Below are 18657 nucleotides of genomic sequence, written 5' to 3'. Positions count from 1 at the left end.
GAACCGCCCGTCGGACGAGCTCAGCGTCATCCGGCTGTCCTGCGGCTTCAGCGCAATGGTGACCGAGCCGCCGACCGGCTGGTTCTCGAGCTCGACGGCATAGAGGTCGGTGACCTGGGTGGTTGCGTCGCCCTCGAGCACGATCGTGTTGTTATCGCTCGGGTGGTTGAGATACTTCGCCGGATAAAGCGCCAGATTCGTCGTCGTCGGATCCAACTGCGTGACCAAGATGCCGGGCTGGTCGTTGTCGTGAATCGTTACTTCGACGTTGCGCACGATCGCATGGTTGAAGGAGGCATCGTCGCTGAGGACGCTGTGGCTCGTCACCACCGTCCGCACGCCTTCCGGCCGGTTGTCATCAACCGCCATCAGGTGGACCAGATGCTCGTGTGCCTTGTCCCAGTTGGTGTCGTCGAACACCAGGACGATGGACCGCGCCGGGACGTGAATGAGTGTTCCGTTGAGGTAGATCTCGCGGTCGTAGTTCGCTGCCGCAATCGATCCGACGTTCGAGTCGTCCTCCGCCAGCAGCATGCTGTCGCCGGGCGGCAGGCCATTTGCGTCGAGAGGAGCCAGGCCATTGCCGAGCTCGTCCAGGATATCGCCCGAGTGGAGCAGCCCGTCCTTCACATGCTCTTCCTCGGGCGGCATCGCCGCCGACACGGTGACGTACACGTGCGTGCCGTGGACCGGCGCGTGTTGCAGGTAGACGCCGTAGACGTCCTGCGTGCCGCTCTCGCTGATGTCGGTGAAACCACGGCTGGCATCGCCAAGCACTTCCTCGTCGATGATCACCTGCCCCTGGTTGGGCCGGGCAACGCTGAGGTCAATGCCGTCGGCGACCAGACCGTCATAGGTCGAGTCGTCCGACGTGACGCGGTTGTTCACCATTCCGCTGGTGCCTTCGATGTCGCGCGACACCACCGGCCCGGTGACGTCACCCGCGACGTTCATCGTGTCGTTGCCGAGGCCGCCGATGACCCGTGTCGCCACACCCGGCTGCGTGCTCAGCACATCGATGATGTCATCACCCTCGAGCGCATCGACTTCGAGAACCTCGATGTTCTGGTAGGTAACAGTCAGACCGGCACCGAAGATGCCCTTTTCGGTAACGACGATGTGGTCGGCAAATTCAGTGCCGAGGATCACCAGCTTGTCGAAGCCGTTGCCGCCGTCGACCGAGACCGGCGCGTTGATGTTGTACTCGACCTGGTTGGCACCGGCGCCCGTCCGGATGGCCGTCTCGGCCGCCGTCGAGAAGCCCCTGGTGAGCTTGGGCTTCGCGATCTCCTGGACCGGATCGACCCAGACGATGTCGCCCGTGACTGGGTTGGTTTCGGCCAATGCAAAGGCCCGGACCGTGAAAAGATCGTTGCCGTCGTCGCCCTCGAGGCGCAGCGGCGACTGATTGCTGTAGACGGTGAATGTGTCATCCCCCGTGCCGCCCTCGGCCACCAGCGGCGAGGTCGCACCCGCAGAGAGCCAGCCGCGCGTCGTGGCGACCGTTCCATAGATGCTTTGCGGCGTGAGCGAATTGACCAGTTGCGGGAACTGATCGTAAGGCGTCACGACCGAGCCGCCGAGCGTGTTGCCGAGCGGCGCGGGCGAATGGATGCTGCCGTCGCGCTGATAGCCGTAGATCTGTCCGACCTGGAACGAGTCGTTGTCAGCCCCGCCATCGAGCGTCGTAATCGCGGCATTGTCGTCCACGGCGAAGTAGTCATTGCCGCCCTGCCCGAACACCATCAAGCGACCGTTGATCGAGCTGTCATAATTGATGCGCTGAACGCTTTGCGACCGAATGTTCGGATCATTGTTCGGATCCGAGACTTGCGCCTGGCCGAGGTTGCTCACATGCAACAGCGCCACGAACGCCGAGTCGTCGGCATAGAGCACTGGCCGGTTCGCAGTCTCCTGGGCGATCCCGGTCGTACGGCGCAGCAGGAACACGTCGTCGAAGCCCTTGTTGGCCCCGCGATAGTCGGCGCTCGTATCATTGGCCGCGTTGTCGTCGCGGCCATACACGGACAGGCTGTCGACCCCGTCGGCGGCAGCACCGGTATCGAGCACGTTGACCACGTAATTGCGGACGTCGCCGTGCGTTCCGGTGGAGTTGATCACATAGGTATCGGAGGCCGATTGGCCGTCGAGCGTCAGCGTGTCGCCCGTTTCGACGCCGGTCTGCGTCTCCTGGGTGATGATCATCGACTGCAGCTGGTTGACGATGAAGAAGTCTTCGCTGTCGCCTCCCGGAGCCACCTTGTTGTTCCTGACCTTCGTGGTGACCGTCTCGGCCCTCACGAAATTCACCGCGGACAGCGTCAGAACTGTCGCCGTCACGTTCAGAACCGTAAAGCTGCGGTTGTTCGGATCGTCCGCCAGCCCGGTGTCGACCGTGACGATGTCGCCGATCGCGAAGCCGGCCCATGTCCCGGCCGCCGCACTAATCGTGTCGCCGCCGGCATTTTGCGCAAATGTCATCGATGCGGTGACATTGATGATCTGCGTTGGCGTGTTGCTGCCGAAGGCACGGGTCTTGCCGCCGGAATAATCCGACATCTTCCCGGCATTGCCGACGCCGAAATTCGTCGTAAAGCCGCCGTCGGGAATGACTTGGACGTTTCCACCACCCGGGATTGACGAGGTGGCGGTGCCGCTCTCGCCGCCAAGGAACGTTTCGTCGAAGTAGATCTGGTCGGTGTCGGCGTTGCCGAAGATGCGGGTCAGGTAACCACTTGCAGTCGGGCCGTGCGCGATGACGCCATGCAGGTGCATGACGGTGCCGTAGTTGAGATCGCCGAAATCGAGATTGGCACCGCTCGTCCGGGCGAAGTCGCCGTAGATGTCGACGTTATTGCTGGCCAGGATCTGCGAGTTGATATCCGTCGTAATGTTGTCGGCAATCCGGAGAAGGATCGAGCCGTTGGCTGCGTTGACGAGGCCATGAGCAACCTGCTCGGTCGCGCCCTCGAGGAAGAGTACCGGCCCTGACGCCAGCAGATTGAAGTCTTCGCCCTGCTGGGCGCTCTCGCGGACCGTAAAGCGGACATTGCCGACACCCGCGGTCCCGAGCGACTGCAGCAGCACGACCTGCGCATCGCGCGCGAAGAAGCTGCCCGTGGTCGGCAGGGTCTCGGTCAGATAGATACTGCCGGTAGCCCGCGCCCCGATCGTGCCGTAAGCGTAGGCCTGCGAATCGATTTCCAGGTCGTTATTTCCGTTGGCCTGCGGGTCGGTGATGTCGCCACCCGTGGTCTCGCCAATGTTGCCGCCGTTGGCGAACAGGTTGATCGTGTTCCCGATCACGTTCGCTGAATCATCGCCGCCGACGCCGCCACTGCGGTCCACGAGCGAGCCCGCAACCGACGTGAGTGCGACGTCACCCTTGGTCTGGATGATATCGATCTTCATGTCCCCAGCGGTTTCCGTCAGGAACACGCCATAAGTCCCGGCACCAGCCGGGTCGAACGGCGGTGACAAGTAACTGAACGGCGCCGTATCGGAGGCGATGTCGGTCGCATTGATCACGCCGAGCACGAGGCCGTCGGAATCGACGTTGACCTCGAGGAAATTGCCCGGCGTTCCGATGCCGCCACGGCCGGACTTGTCGTCGGTGTCGCCGATCAGATTATTGCCGGCCGTCATAGTGATGTTGTTTGCCGCGGTGACGTCCGCGGTAGCCAGGATCGGAGAGATGCCGTCATCGAGCGCGTCGATGATCGCCGCCGGCGAGTTCAGCGTCACATTCGCCAAAGTCGAGCGAATCTCGCCAACCCGCAGGTCGCCGGTCTTTTCGGCGATGGTGATATCGCCGTTCGTCAGCACATCGATATGGTGAACATCACCCGGATCGGCGGCCGCACCGCCAACGATCTCGGTGATGCCGTAGACGTTGATGATGTACGGGCTGGCCGAGTTCGCATCCGCCGCCGCGACGATGATGTTCCGCTCCGACGTGATGCCGGCGCGGTAGAGAGCTCCCACACCGTTGAGTGCTCGGATGTCGTAGGTGCTGTCGATATGCGTGGCCCCCGCACCTGCGTTCGCGAACAGGCCCATGTTGAGATCGCCACCGTCGGTGCCATCCGGCGTGTCGAAGAAGGTGTGGTGCAGCTCGCCCGGGAAGCCCGGTCCGCCTGGATAGATGACGTCGACACCGCCGATCTTGCCGGCCGGGGTGCCCGTGTAGGTCACGACGCTGACGTCGGTCTCCTGAACGCTGCCCCTGAGCAGAAGGTCCGCATTGCCCGACGTGTTCACCGCATCGACGATGACATTGTACGTCACGTCTGGATTGGACACGTCCTGTCGCACGTGGTTGGCCGTGTCGCGCAAGCGCGCCTTGACGTCGAGATAGGCGTTCCCCGCAGCGCTCGGAGTGCCGTCGGCAACGACGGTAAATCGCTGAGCCGGCGTGAGCGTATGCGAATTGGTCAGCGCGCCGACCGACGTGATGTCGACGACGGCGCCAGGCCCGTCCTTGAGGACCTGGGCGAGCTGCAGGCTCAGACCATCATCCGACACGATGGCGTAATAGTACTGGCCGCTGACCAGCCCACCGAGCGGGGTCGCCGACTCGTACTTCACCAGTTCTCCCGTAAAGAATTGGTGCTGGCCGAGCGTGATCGAGTTGTCGGCGACGCTGACGCGTGCGCTCAGGAACGCGGTTGGTGCCGGCACGGTCCCGCTGTCGACGACGTCGACATTGATGCGGTTCGCGGAGGTTCCGATATTCCCGTTGTGTGCCTCGAGGTCAAGGATATTGGTCCGGATCAGCGAGCCGGGGTCGCTGTCATTCACGCGATTGTTGGTCGAGAGAATGTCACCGTCAGCAACGGTCACTCGCGTCGTACCGATCGGATTTTCTATCACGCCGTTCAGCGTGATGCTCGGCGGGTCGTCATTGGTATTTTCGATATCGATGAAGGTGGGTGCCACGTCGCGCTTGATGTTGAAATCCAACGTCCGCGATTTCGTGTTCGAGACGTCGACGATCGGATCAACCGTGGTGTTGACCACCTTGATGCCGTTGACGATCAAGTTCTTCTTTGAATTGTTGATGATCTCGACCTTGCTGAAGGTATCGCGGAAGGTCCAGGTGCCGGGGCCGGCGCTGTTCAGGATTGCGCTGTTGTCAACGTTGCCCGTAGCCAGATAGGCCTGACCGGGATCATCGTTGACGATGTTGTCGACCGTGATGTTGTTGCTGCCGTCATAGGCCGGGTCGTCGATATTCTGAGACGCGATGTTCAGCAGATGAAGGTTGACGATCTTGGAGATATTGCCGTTTTCGTCGATCTCCAGCTGCGGCGACTTCCCGGACAGGATCAGCACGTTGGCGCTGAAGTCGATGACAGGTTCGACGTGCCTCTGATTGTCGGGAGAGTCGGACCCGTCGACTGCCAGCGAACGCAGGCTCGTATCGTTGGGTGTGTTGACGTGAATGTCGCCGTTTTCGGCGCTGACGAACAAGGCCAGGTGATTGTACTGGCCGCCGCCGACATCCTTGTCCTCCAGGGCCGGATCGTTCGACGGATCGCGCGGTCCAGCCGTGATCAGCGAGGCGGCCTCCGTCAGAATCTTCGAATTGAGCGTCGTGTGATTGACGGAATCCGCCGAGACGTAGCCGAACAGGCCGGTTGCCCGCGCGAAGGAATCCGCAGTGGTACTGATAACGTCAGGCGGGACAGTGCCGGGGGCGTAGCGCGTGACGAGATCGACGCCTTCGTAGCCGGTAATCGCACCATGATCCTTGAGCGTGACGTCCGCATTCTGGCTCGAATGGACCGTTGCATCGGCCGTTCCGATCGCGACAAGTCCGCCGCCCTCGCCGTCCGCCCGCGCATAGACGTCCAGCTGCGTGATCTTCGCCGCCACGGATACGGTACGCCCCGCAAGCGACGAGGCCACGTCGATGAGCGCCGTGGTATTGCCATTGTTCGTCACATCCGCATCGGCATTTCCGTCGCCGCCGATCCCGACGCCGGTCGCATCTGCGCTCGTATGCTGGAAGGACCGCGACTCCGCCTTCACCACCGCGTTGTTGCCGGCCAGGACGTCGGCACCGCCCTTGATGGATACGGTGGTGTTGTATCCGATGGTGGAGTCCACGCTGGAGACCGCTACGCCGACCAGCCCGCCCGTGATGGTGCGACCGCTGTTATCGGAATTGTTCTGGTCAAATGCAGACAGAATGAAGTTGCGCCCGGCGACCAAATGGCTGCCGGCATCCACATAGGCGTCGCTGGTGACGTTTTGCGTGCTCTTGGACGGGGCGATGCCGATACCGATCAATCCACCGCCCGCGTTCGTGCTGGCAGCGGTCGATGAGGTCGTCGACGAGCTGGTGATTGTGATGTCGTGACCGGCCCGCATCAGGTCAGAATGGACATAGCTTCTGACGGTCGGATCATTGTTGATGGTGGCATTGTTGAACTGGACGCTGACAGCTCCACCGCCGGAGCTGTTCGACTTCGCCGACGAGGTCCCATCGCCAGAAGGCGGCGAAGTCACGTTCAGAGGAACGCCGCCCGGCCCGGTCAATTTCTGACCGCCGCCGATATCGCCGGTCGACGTAATATCGAGTCTCAGGAACTGCGCACCTGCACCGGTGCCAAGGTCGATCGCTTCGTGGCCGATTTGATGATTGTTCGTTGCCAGCGGCTGCGCCGCCAGCGTCAATGCCGGCCCGCCCTGGGTGAGCGACAGTCCAAACGTAGTGGCGTCGTTTAATCCGTCCTTGATGACGAACAACGTCTTGCCGTCGAGGCTTACGCCATCTCCGGTCATCGGCAAGTCGTTGACCTTGATCAGGCTCTGGATCGTGCTGTTGCCAATCGTCTTGGTGAACGCGCCGTTGGTGACCTGATTTGACACGGTGAGCTTGAGCGTCGTTCCGCTGACCCCGCCCGCGGCAATCGTATAAGTGCCGTTGTTGTCGCCCGCCCCCCTGATCGTGATCTGCTGGCCTGCCAGGAATCCGTGGTCAGCCCAATTGTACCCAGCCGCCGTAATGGTATCCCCGCCGGCATTCTTGGCGAACGTGAGACCGAGGGTCGGATCGCCCGCAATTGCGATCTTGCTGCTGTTCACCGTCGTCGAGACGTTGGAGACGGCAGCAACGGTGTTGAACTCCGTCAGCGTCAGGGTGTTCGCGCTGACACCGTTGGCGGCGATATGATAGGTGTGAGAATTATTACCCCCGCCGCCGATAATGGTGATCGTCTGCCCGCCCTGGAACCCACGATCGAACCAGTTTTGCCCGGCGCCCGGCGCGGTATGGAATGTGATCGTGTCGCCGCCGCCATGCTGCGCGAAGTCGAGATTGGCAGTCGCGGTCGCGCCGAGCTGGATCGTATCGGTCCCGGTGCCACCGGGATTCAGTATGAGATAGGTCTGTCCGTTCTGCAGTCCCTCGATGACCTTCGCCGGTCCGTTTAAGGCCGTCGCGCTGTACCTGACGGAATTGTTGAGGCCGAAGTGCGGGTCGGCGACGACACCCGTCGACGGATCGACGAACTGTATGTTGTCCTTGCTCGTGTCGGCAGTGAGCGTGGCAACGTTGTTGATGTCGCCGAGCAATGGGTCGTGGTAGCTCGTCAGGCTGCCGTCGACATCGACCTGCCGGGTATTGAACGTGAGCGACGGCGGCGCGTGATAGGTGACGGCCTCGCCATTCGTGAAGCTGTTTGCCAACGAAATCTCGTTGCCAGTGATCGTGGGCGTGAACGTGGTGAGATGCAGCCCGCCGCTCGGATCGTAGTCCAGTAGCTTGATGCGGTTCGCATCGAGCGCCAGCACCCAATAGGTGCTGCCATCAGCCAATCCGTCGACGGACGTGGACGGATGGTCGGGATCCGTACCCTTGGTGTAGATGACCTTCTCGCCGGTCTTCAGGTTGTGCGGCGCATCGAACGTGATGATGTCCGTGGCGGGATCGATCGACGTCGCGCCGTTGAAGATGGCGCCGAGGGAAACATGGTCCTGGTCATCAACGATGACATTGTATTCACGGTACTCCTTGTCGTTCGGTGCCGGCAGCCCTGTGCCAACGGTACCCTGCAGGCCACCGACGGCTGCCTGGTTGTTGTTGTCGTAGGCAACGACGTCACCGTCGCTCAGGCCGTGGTTCGTGACCGTCAGCGAGTTGGATCCGTCGTCACTGTGGGTGATGAGGTAATCCGGCACTTGACCGAAATTCGGCTCCGCAAGAGCGGTAACAGCGATATTTCCGAGTGGACCGGCTTCGGTCTTCGCCGACTGGATATAGGCCGTCACCGCAGGAACCACCGAGGTGTCCGACTGGGAGCCGCCAATCACGATGCCGCCCACCGCGACACCCTTGGTCACGGCGTCGCCCTCCGGATGCTCGGTTGCGGAGACCGTGATGTTGGAACTCGCACTGATGACGCCGGTGGTATCGATATAGGCCTGCACGACCGGCTTGATCGTCGCGTTCGAGTAGTTGAAGCCGGCCGCGAAAAGACCGCCGGTGACGGACTGCGACTTCGCACTGGCGACATCGCTCGACTCGGCCGTGACGTCGAGCGTCGAGGCGCCCGCGGTCTCCGACGGCCCCTTCACTTCGCCGTCGAGATGAGCCTTGATCTTTCCTTCCGTATGCGCACCGGAGATCGTGATGCCGATACCGGCCACGCCGCCGGCAATACCCGCGGCGTCCGCCACGGCATTGCTGTTGCCATCCGCGGTCAGCTTGACGATTCCAGTGTTGTCGATGTCCATGCCGGAACCGACGGACGCCGTGATTGTCGGGCTATCCGTGGCGTCCGCGACGGCGCCTGATATTCCAATGCCGCCCAAGGCCGCAGTGAAGGATGTCGCAGTTGCGCCGTAGCCATCCGGCCGCGTGACCTGGGCTTGAATGGTCAGGTTCTTCCCGACGAAGGTGCCGTCGTTGCCATTGCCGAGCGTGGCCGTCACGGTCGGCTCCAGGTCCGCGATCGCGAATGCCGCACCGCCGGCGAACGCGCCCGTAGCGTCGCCTTCGGCCGTCGCGTCGACATTGCCCTTGAAGGTGGCCGAAATCAGCGATTCACCCGTGACCTTGATGTCGGCGCTGCCGACGATCGCGCTGACATTCGGCTTAACGGTCATGAAGCCGAAGTTGATAGTGGCGCCAGCTGCGACGCCGCCCGCAACGCCGAGAGTGTGGACGGTGCCGATGACTTCGGAATCAGCCGACACGGTGAGATTACCGACGGTTTCCGACTGACCAATCTGGACGTCATCGCCGATCGAAGACGAGGTTGAACCATTCACGGTTCCCTGGGTGAAGCTGGCGCCCACACCGACCGCGCCAACCGAGATACCACCCACGTTGAGGACGAGATTCTGCTTGCTGTAGGACGTTACGGATACGGCGTCCGCCTTGACGATCGTGGAGCCGTCGCCGATCGAGGCGCTGCTCGTGCTGTCATCGTTGACGATTGAAACCGCTGCACCAATGCCGACGAGTCCACCCGAGAAGGCGAAAGCCGTTATCGGCAGATTTTCGTCCAGGTGGGAACGCACAGTGATGGCGCCGTCGGCCGAGAGCGTGCCGCCGGCCGATGCCGTGACGTTCGAGTGGACATTGCGAACGCTGACACCCGCACCGGCACCAACGACGCCAACGGCCACGCTGCCTGTTACCGTCGTCAAATGCAGTTCTTCCGTCGCCTGCACGTCAATGGCGCCGCCGGCGGTGACCGAGGTGCTGCCGCCCTCAATGATCGCGGACGTACCGCTGGGAGGCGGAGTTGTGAGCTTGGCCTGGGCCTTGTCGCTGAGCTTGCTGGACGTGATATTGCTTTGGGCGCTGCCGGTGGCGGTGCTGATACGGCTCCCGGACTTACCCTGCTGGTTCACGTGACTGTTGTCCATGGTGTCCGAACCCATGGACGTGCTCTTGTCCGCGTTGTCCTGGGCATCCTGGTCCGCGGTGATCGTCTTGTCGCCAGCGTCCACCGTGCCGTCGTTATTGGTGTCTTGCTGCTTCTCCAGAACATTCCGGCTCGTATCGGTCGCGCCGGCGTTGCTCCCATCGTCGATCCGGCTGTCCTTGTTCCGGCTGTCCTGGTTTTGGTAGGTCGAGTTCAGCGAGGAGCCGATGTTCCACACCGAGACCGCGCCGGCGGCTCCCACGAATCCACCGGCCGCGCTGATGACCACGGAGTCAATGGACTTGTAGGCAACAGCGTTGACCTGGACGTCATGCAAAGCATGAACGTCGGCGCCCGAGGCGATGCTGGCGCTGGTGTCGTTGTTCAGGACACCGACGTCGATCGAGCCTGCCGCACCGACAAATCCGCCGGCCGCCGCAACGACGACCGCTTGCACCGTCGCCTTGTCGCTGGCGTCGACGAAGACGTCCTGCCGGAGGTCGGCGGGGTCGGACAAACCATCATAATTCTTATTGATGAAGCCATTCCCGATCCGGGCGTCGGTCTCCGCTTCGATGACGGTTACGGCCACCGTCACCGACACTCCGACGAAGCCGCCGGATCCGGCGATCGCCAGTTGGAATACGTCTTCGGTGGAACGCGCATCAAGAAGCACGCCGTGGGCTTCCACCGTGTTGAAATCGTGCAGGCCGTCGAGGTCACCGGACCGAATGTCGAATTCGCCGGTGCCGCCGCCAAGGGCCGTGACATCCGCGCCATCGGCGATGAAGGCTTCGGTGTCCTTCGAGATCACCATGACGCCGACACCCGCGCCGACGCCCACAAAGCCGGCGCCCAGGCCACCGCTGATGACGGTGACCTTGGTGTCATCGTTGGCCCGCAGGACGACGTCGCCGCCGGCCCGCACCTTGCCTGCAACGGAAGCCGTCGTCTCGCCATTCAGCGACAGAACGTTCACGCCAGCCCCGACGCCGACGAATCCGCCCCCAAGGCCGACGCCGACCAGCAGCACTTTCTCGCTGGCATCCGCTATGACGTGCACATCGTCCTTCGCGGTGACGTCGGCCGCACCGATCCATGCCTTCGTCTTGTTGTCGGTGACGGTGACATCGACGGCGGGCGAAACGCCAACGGTTCCAACGGAGACGGCGGCGGCGGCGGCGGTATGACGGAAATCGTTGGCCGCCACGACGGTCACGGACTGACCGCCGGCCGGATCGACCGTGTCCTTGTTGATTTTCGCACCATCGGAAATAAAGGCGTTCGTGGTCGCGTTGATGACGTTCACCGAAACCGCGATGCCGATCGCAGCGGTCCCCGAGGCCGATACGCCGATCGAGTAGCTTTCGATGTCGTCGTTGTTCGTCGCGGCAACGATCACGCCGCCGGTAGCCTGTTTTGCGACGCTCAGATGGACATTCCGGCCCAAATCGTCGTCGCTGACCGCAACATTGCTGCCGTCGGTATTCTTGACGCTGGAGCCGCCATCGCCGCTGCCGATGGGGGTCGGCGGATTGATTTCGCCAGAATTCTTGAGATCGCTCTCGCTTGCGCCCGCGGAGTTCTTGGCTTCGATGCCAGGCGCGTTCGAATCATACTGAACGATCGTCTTGGTCAGGGTTCCCGTGAGCCCTTTGTTCGAGGTAAGGACGATGTGATCGTCGAACACGCTGTCGATCGTGAAGTCGCCGTTATTTCCGCCAGCACCCGAAATATTGATCGTCTGGCCCGCTGTAAAATGATCATGGGTCGCGAAGCTAACGCCGTCGCTACGCGTGATCGTATCGTGCGTGCCGTCGTTACCGAAGGTGACGCTGATCTCGCCGGAATTGACGCTGTCGTATTTGGACTGTGCCGATGCGTTGGAAGCGTTGAGATCGAACCCGCCCGTCGGCGCATCCAGGAGGCTGTGGCCCTCGCCCGTCACTCTTGCGCCAGCCCCGATGAAGGCTTCCGTGGTCTTGTTGGAAACCGTCACGCCGGCTGCGGCCGTGATTGCGGCGGTGCCGGAGAAGGACGCAGCGCCGATCACCTTGTCGAGCTCGGACGTGTCGTTTGCCCACACGCGAACGGTGCCACGTGCATAGACATTGCCCTCACCTGCCGAGAGAGTGGCTTCGGTGGGATCGTCGCCGATGAAGGCGCGGGTATGATTGGTAATCACGTGCACGCTGACGTCCGCCGTCACCGCGACCGAGCCGGAAAGCGTCAGGCCTGCGGCCACCGAGGTGATATCTTCCGACACCAGCGCCGTCACATCGATGTCGCCATCGGCGGTCGCGGTGACGCCCGAATCGATATAGGCCGTTGTCGTCTTGTCCATCTTGGTCACGTCGACGCCAACGCCGACGCCGACCGATCCCGACATCGCAAGCGAACCGGCCACCGTGATGATGGTGGTATCATCGCTGGCGTGGACCCAAATGTCCGGCGTGCTGGCGCCCGGTGAGGTGGCGTCGATCACGGCGCCGCGGCCGATGCGCGCGGTGGTGGTCTCTTCCAGAACGTTGATCGTTGCCGCGCCCGAAACGGCAACGCTGCTGCCGCCGCTGCCGGCAGCCGTGATGCCGATCAGATCCTCGCTGGACAATGCGCTGATGCGCAAGCCATCGCCGCCGTGCGCGTGCACTACGACGTGGTTGCCGGCATAGGCCTCGACGACGTCGGTGTGAACCAGCGTTTCGTCGCCCGCACCTACGCCGACGCTGTTGCCGCCGCCGATCGCGGCCGCGATGATTTTGAGCGTGGCTGCGCCATGGGCCGAAATGGTGACGTTTCCGCCGGCGGTGACGATGGTGTTACCGTCCAACGTGTCGTCCGCGATATATGCGCGCGTGCCGGTATTGACGACATGGATCCCGAACGTCGCCCCGATGCCGACTGATCCCGCGCCGATTCCCGCATTCGCCGCAACCGATATGATGTCTTCCGTCGATTCGGCGGTGATGGATACATCGCCCGAGACGTTCACATCAGCGCCGACGCCGACATAGGCTCGCGTGTCCTTCGTGATAAACGAGAAGTCAAGGCCCGCGCCGACGCCGACGCCATCGAGCGACACTGCGACGCTGCCGGCGATCGAAGTCCAATGATAGGTATCCGTCGCGCTTACGACGAGAGACCCCGCCGAGGCTCCGCTCCCGCTCTTTCCTGTAACCGAGCTGCCGTTTTCGACGCTTGCCTGCGTGGTGGTGGTGATCACTCCGATCGATACCGACCCCGCAACGGCAGCGCTGCCACCGCCGCCGGCAGCAGAGATGGCCGCCGCACCGAGACTGATGCCGGGGTCGTCGATCTGCTTGTTGACGCTGTCGGGAAGATCGATGACACCGATCATATTGATCGTGTGGGTCGCCGAGACGCTCACCGCCCCGTCCGCATGGACGATCGCACCACTGGCATCGCCATCGGGCGTGCCGATGCTGGCGATCGTGTTCGAACCGCCAGCGCCAGTACCGATGATATCAAGCGCAATGGCGCCACCCACCACGTCGCCGCCGGTCGAGAATGCAACGGTAGCGGCGATCGCCTGCAGCCCCATGTTGTGCTCGGCGGTCACGGTCACGCCGCCGGTGGACTCCAGATCCGATCCGTCAAGCGCTTCCGCCCTGGTATCGACATCGATCACGTTCAGCGCGAATACGCCGGCGATCGACGGGTCGTTCGACTTGTTGCCGCTGGCTGCAAAGGCCGTCGCGACAAAATCGTTACGTTCGGCGTTCGTGGTGACCGCCTCGAGAGTGATGCCATTGCCCGTGATGACGGAGCCTGTATCCACCGTTGCAGTATTGGCGAGAGACACGAAGTTGAGCGCCACCCCGGCCGAAACGCTGGTACCCGAACTGTCGCTGAGATTGACGGACAGACCATCGGCCTGGGCCTTGCTGTCGACGCTCGCGCGCGCCGCGATCGTCACCGCCCCGGCACCAGTCAGGTCGGCTCCGTTGGTGACGGTCGCGGCATTCGTCAATTTCACGATATTGATCGCAACGGCAGCCGCGACGCCGACGCCGCCGCCCCCGGAACCGGACTCGGAACTCGCGGAAGAATTGCCGCTGTTGGTGTTGTCGCTGGCGGACTCCATGGACCGGTTGCCGCCGTTGTTCTGCGTATTCGAGTTGTTATTGGTGCTGCTGTTGGCTTGAGAATCCGCATCGTCGCCGGAGGAATCCCCACCGCCCGCGCTGGCATGCGCTTCCAGCGAATCGACGATGGTCAGATCCGCGATGAGCGAGACGGCACCGCCCGTTGAATGAAGACTGCGGGCCACATGCGCCTTGTTGTCATCGGTGACGTAATTTACACCGACCGAGGCGCCGACCGCGGCGTCGTCGCCTTCGGCCTTCGAGCTCACCTTGGTCTCGATGATGTTCGAGTGCGTTGCGGTAACGCTGTCGAGGCCTGCCGTGTTCAACGTGGCGCCGGTACCGATCTCAGCGGTCGTGTCCGCGTCGGAGATGGCCACCGCGATCGCCGCGCCGACGCCCGTGCTTCCCTTGGCACCATTGCTCGCCTCGGTCGAGGTGCGATGCCGGCCGGTGGCGGCGACATCGAGGCTATCGGCGGTTCCGCCGCTGATGTCGGCGCCATCGGTGATCTGGGCCGTGGTGTCGTTGAAGTTCATATTGAGCGCGAAGGATGCGCCTACGCCGACGCTGCCGCCGACGGCGCCATCACCCGCGGGGTCCGCCTTGGCCGTATTGTCGGAAGTCGATTGCGCGTGCACGATCACGGCGCCAACTGACGTGCCGCCGTCCAGGCCATCGGCGAGCACGACGTCACCCGTAACTTCCGCCAGGGTCACAACGGCGGCACGATTGATCGCCGCGGACCCTGCAACGCCGACGTCGTCGCTACCGGCGCCCGAGACCGAGCTCGCGTATATGCTATGCGTGGCTTCGGTCAGCGTGTCGTCGTGCGTGGCGTCGTCGTCGGACGTCAGCTTGATCGCCTTGCCGGCCAGGGCGTCGTCGCGCGAAGCGGCAAGCTGGACACGGGTGTCATCCAGCGCGATGACGTAATAGGTATGCCCGTCCGTCAGCCCACCGATCGGACTGCCCACGCCCTTGTGATAAACGACTTCATCACCCGTCCTCAGCCCGTGCGCATCGTTGGTCTGGATGACGCGCATGTTATTCGGGTCAGGGTCGAATCGAACCTTGCTGCTATCCAGGGGGTTCTCGATTTCGCCGACCAGCGGCACGTTGATATACGTGCCGAAGCTATGATCACTGCCCGCACCAGGTCCGGTCAGATCGACGAGCCCCGTTGCACCACCCAGCTTCGCGTCAGCTTCATTGTCGTACAGCTTTATCTTGCCGCCGCCTGCGTCGAATACGAAATACTCCTTGCCGTCGACCAGGCCGCCGACCACGGTACCGCCACTTCCCTTGTGATACTTGACCTTCTGGCCTGTGGTCAGGCCGTGGCCGGTTCCGAGGAAGATCGTATCGTCGGAATCGTCCACGATCTTGATCGTGCCCGTCTGGAGATCGATGGCACGATCGAGCATCAGGGCCTCGACCACCAACCCGTCGGCGGCCGTCACTGCGCCTGCGACCCGCGCCGTGTTCTTGGCATCGACGGAGTTGACCGATACGGCGGCGCCGACTGCGGCCGAGCCGCCTTCGGCCGCCCTGCCGTCCGCCTCGGCAGAGCCGTTGATATTGCTTCCGGACCTGACCGTCAGCGCGCCGCCGGACGAAATCGTCACGCCGGCCGGGAGTTCCGATCGAGCTTCGCTGTCCACGATGTTGATGGCGATCGCCGCCGCGACCGCGATGCTGTCGCCGCCGCTATCGCTGCTGGACGACGTCTTGGCCTCCGCCTTCTTGTCGGTGCCGGAACCTGTCGCACCGCTCTTGCTGGCACGATCGTTGGCGGCGCCGCGCTTGCTGTCGCCCTTGGCCTGCGCATCCTCGCCGTCATCGGAAGCGCCGCTGGCGCTCGCCTTGGCGAAGGTGCTCGTCCTTCCAATCGAACCGGAAATGAATGCTGCCGAGCCCGCGGCCGCGATATCCCGCAGCGTGGTCGCGATCACGGTGTCCTTCTCATATGCAAACGCAAGTGACGCGCCTACCGCCGCGCTGCTGCCGGCCGCCTCGCCGTCCGCCAGCGTCGTGACTGAACCAATGTGCAAGGCGGTCGCCGATAGAGCGCCCGATAGGGTGAGTTGGGTACCCGTGCCAATACGCGCTTCGGTGTCGTAGGTCGCAACCGAGACCGCCGCGATCGGCGTTACGGCCGTGCCACCGGTGGCGCCGCCCTTGGCGTCCGTTTCCATCACATGCTTGGATTCCGCATCCAAGGTCAGATTATTGGCATTGTCCAGAGTCGCGCCGTCCGCCAGCAGGGCATTCGTATCATTATCGGCAATGTTGATCGCCACCGAAGCCCCGACGCCGGTTGCGTCGCCGCTGCCGTCGACCGTCGCCTTCGCCGAGGCCGTGCTCGTTGTGCTCGATTCCGCAATGAGAATGACATTGGCGCCGTTGACCTGCACCGCGCCATCAACCTTGGCGTAAACGTTGAGCACCGCGACGTTGAGGGCCAGCGAGCCGGCTACGCCGAGACTGCTCCCTCCCCCGGCGCCGGAAGTCGCATCCGCCTCGACCTTGCTATCCGGTATCAGGGCGGTGACGTTAACATCCGTGCCATCGACGTCGGCCGTTCCGGCGAGCATTGCCGCTACCGTCGGCGTCACGACATTGATGGCGACGGCAGCACCCACCGCTGTCGCTCCCGAATCGGTTTTGCTCGAGCCGTCCGCAGTGGTGACGACATCGACCTTGCCGCTGGCGGTGAGATCAAGGTTCCCTGCCGAAGCCGCGACCGACCCGCCCGTGATACTGGCCGTGGTGTCCCCGGTAAGGACCGACACAGCAACTGCGGCCGCAAACGTCACGCTACCTTCGTCTGTACTCGCCTGATCGCTTGTATCTCCGTCGTCGTTGGGATCAGCGAGACGCTTCTCGGATTCGTTGTCGTCGCCCGCACTCTCCGTAGCGCCCCCCGCGGTCGCCCGGGCCAGCGTTGTGGCAGTACGGTCGCTGGTGGCGGAGATCGCGATGCTCGCCGCTTCGATGGTGCCGTTCGTGACACTTGCCGCGGTGTCGCCGGTGAACAAAGTAAAGGCAACCGTGGCCCCCGCATCGCCCAACGACCCATCAGCGGTTGTGGTCACGTTTATGGTGTTCGTCGCTTTCAACTCCACCGTTCCGACCGCGTCAATGTTGCCGCCGGAGACCGTCAAAGACGGGTCGCTGTGCAGTATGGTGGTGGCGATTGCCGCGTCGGAATCGGAGCTGGAGGAGCCGTTCGGGACGATGGTATTGCTCACCGTGATGTCCGACTTTGCCTCCGCGGTCAGATTTCCCGTGAGGTTGATGTCGGCGGTATCGCCAATCTTGATCTCGGGCGTGTTGAACACGGTGACAACGACTGCCGCTACGGTGGCTCCAGGATCGCTGGCGGTCGCAGTGATGTCGGTGTGAATCCTGGCCTCGAGATTGGCATCCTTTGCCGTAATGGATGCTGTTCCCTTCACGTCGACGAGCGCGCCCGATATGCTGAGCACGGCGGTGCCGGAGAGGCTGCCACTGAAGTACGTGTCGCCATTCTCGACGAAGGTGGCGTCGGAGTGGGCCAGCAGCGCCACGGTACCGCCCGTCGCGGTGAGACTCGAACTATCAAGCGTGACTTCGCTTTTCGCGTCGGCCAACAATCCCTGGAACAATCCCCCCGTGCTTTTGGCATCGGCCTTCAAAGTGATGTTGGTCGCGTTAATGGCCGAGTCATGATCGATCGTGATCTTCGAGTCCGAGACGAGTTCAAACGAGCCCCCTGCATCCGTGATCTGCAGGCCGCTTGCGTCGTTTACGATATCGGACGAGCTGTGGAGCGAAAAATCATGACCGGTAAATGTGCCGCCATTGCCGGTCATCACAACCTGGTCGTTGGCAAGCGGGATCGGAAGCGTAACGCCAATCAGCGAACCCAGGTCGATGTCCTTGCCGCCGGCAAAATCGATGTTGATCTTATTGCCGGTAAACTTCGTGTTGAGCACGGAAAGGCTGTCGGTGTCGATCGTGACCTTGTCGCCGACGAAATCGATCAGGCTGAGTTTGTCATTGAACACGCCGAGATCGTCGCGCTTGATATTGACGGTCAGATCGTCGGCTGTCGTGATCTGCTTCGAAGCGGCAATCCCCGTGTCACCGGTCCCATCCAACCCGGTCCCATGGAGGTTCCAAAACACGTCGCCACTGCCGTTAGCCTCGGCCTTGAGCACAAAGGTCGTTGACGTCAGAGTTGCAACGTAATTGCTGATGTCACTTGCATTGGTGATGCCGCCCGGGATGCTGCCAGGAGCGCCATAAGTCAAATCGGCCGAGAGCAGCAGGCGCGGCTCTATCGCTTCCAGCGTGAAGTTCTGCCGCCGCGGCTTTGCGGCCGGCTTTGCCGCGCCGCCCCAGCGCCGCCGTTTACTGTCGCGCCCCGGAAGGATCTCGCGAATGACCTTGTCGAGAAGGGTTTCAAACGCGGAGCGTTTGTGAGCTTCCTTGTTCCAGCGCCGGGCTATACCCATCGTGGTGCTCCATAAAAAAATGGACCGAAACGGCTTGCCGCATTGACGAACGCAAAGACAGCTCAAGCAAATACGCGCTTGAGATAGGGACGCTAGCAGTGTCTGTCGGGGAGAACTCGACTGTCTGCGCCGGTAACGGCACGCGACAGAAGGGGAGCTGAATGCCAA

At 62.6% G+C, this 18657-nt stretch carries 1 protein-coding gene (cut by a window edge); it reads right to left on the bottom strand.

Translation table 11 applies throughout. The features are described 5' to 3' along the window. Positions 1 to 18657 carry the 5' portion of an LEPR-XLL domain-containing protein gene (locus JQ572_RS32445; RefSeq protein ID WP_211386901.1) on the bottom strand. It extends 10098 nt beyond the left edge of the window, so only the first 18657 of its 28755 coding nucleotides appear in the window; its start codon is at positions 18655 to 18657; its stop codon lies beyond the left edge, outside the window.

It is taken from the genome of Bradyrhizobium sp. SZCCT0153 (assembly GCF_018129995.1).
In the GTDB taxonomy this organism is placed as follows: domain Bacteria; phylum Pseudomonadota; class Alphaproteobacteria; order Rhizobiales; family Xanthobacteraceae; genus Bradyrhizobium; species Bradyrhizobium japonicum_G.
This window is presented reverse-complemented; position numbering and strand designations above follow the sequence as displayed.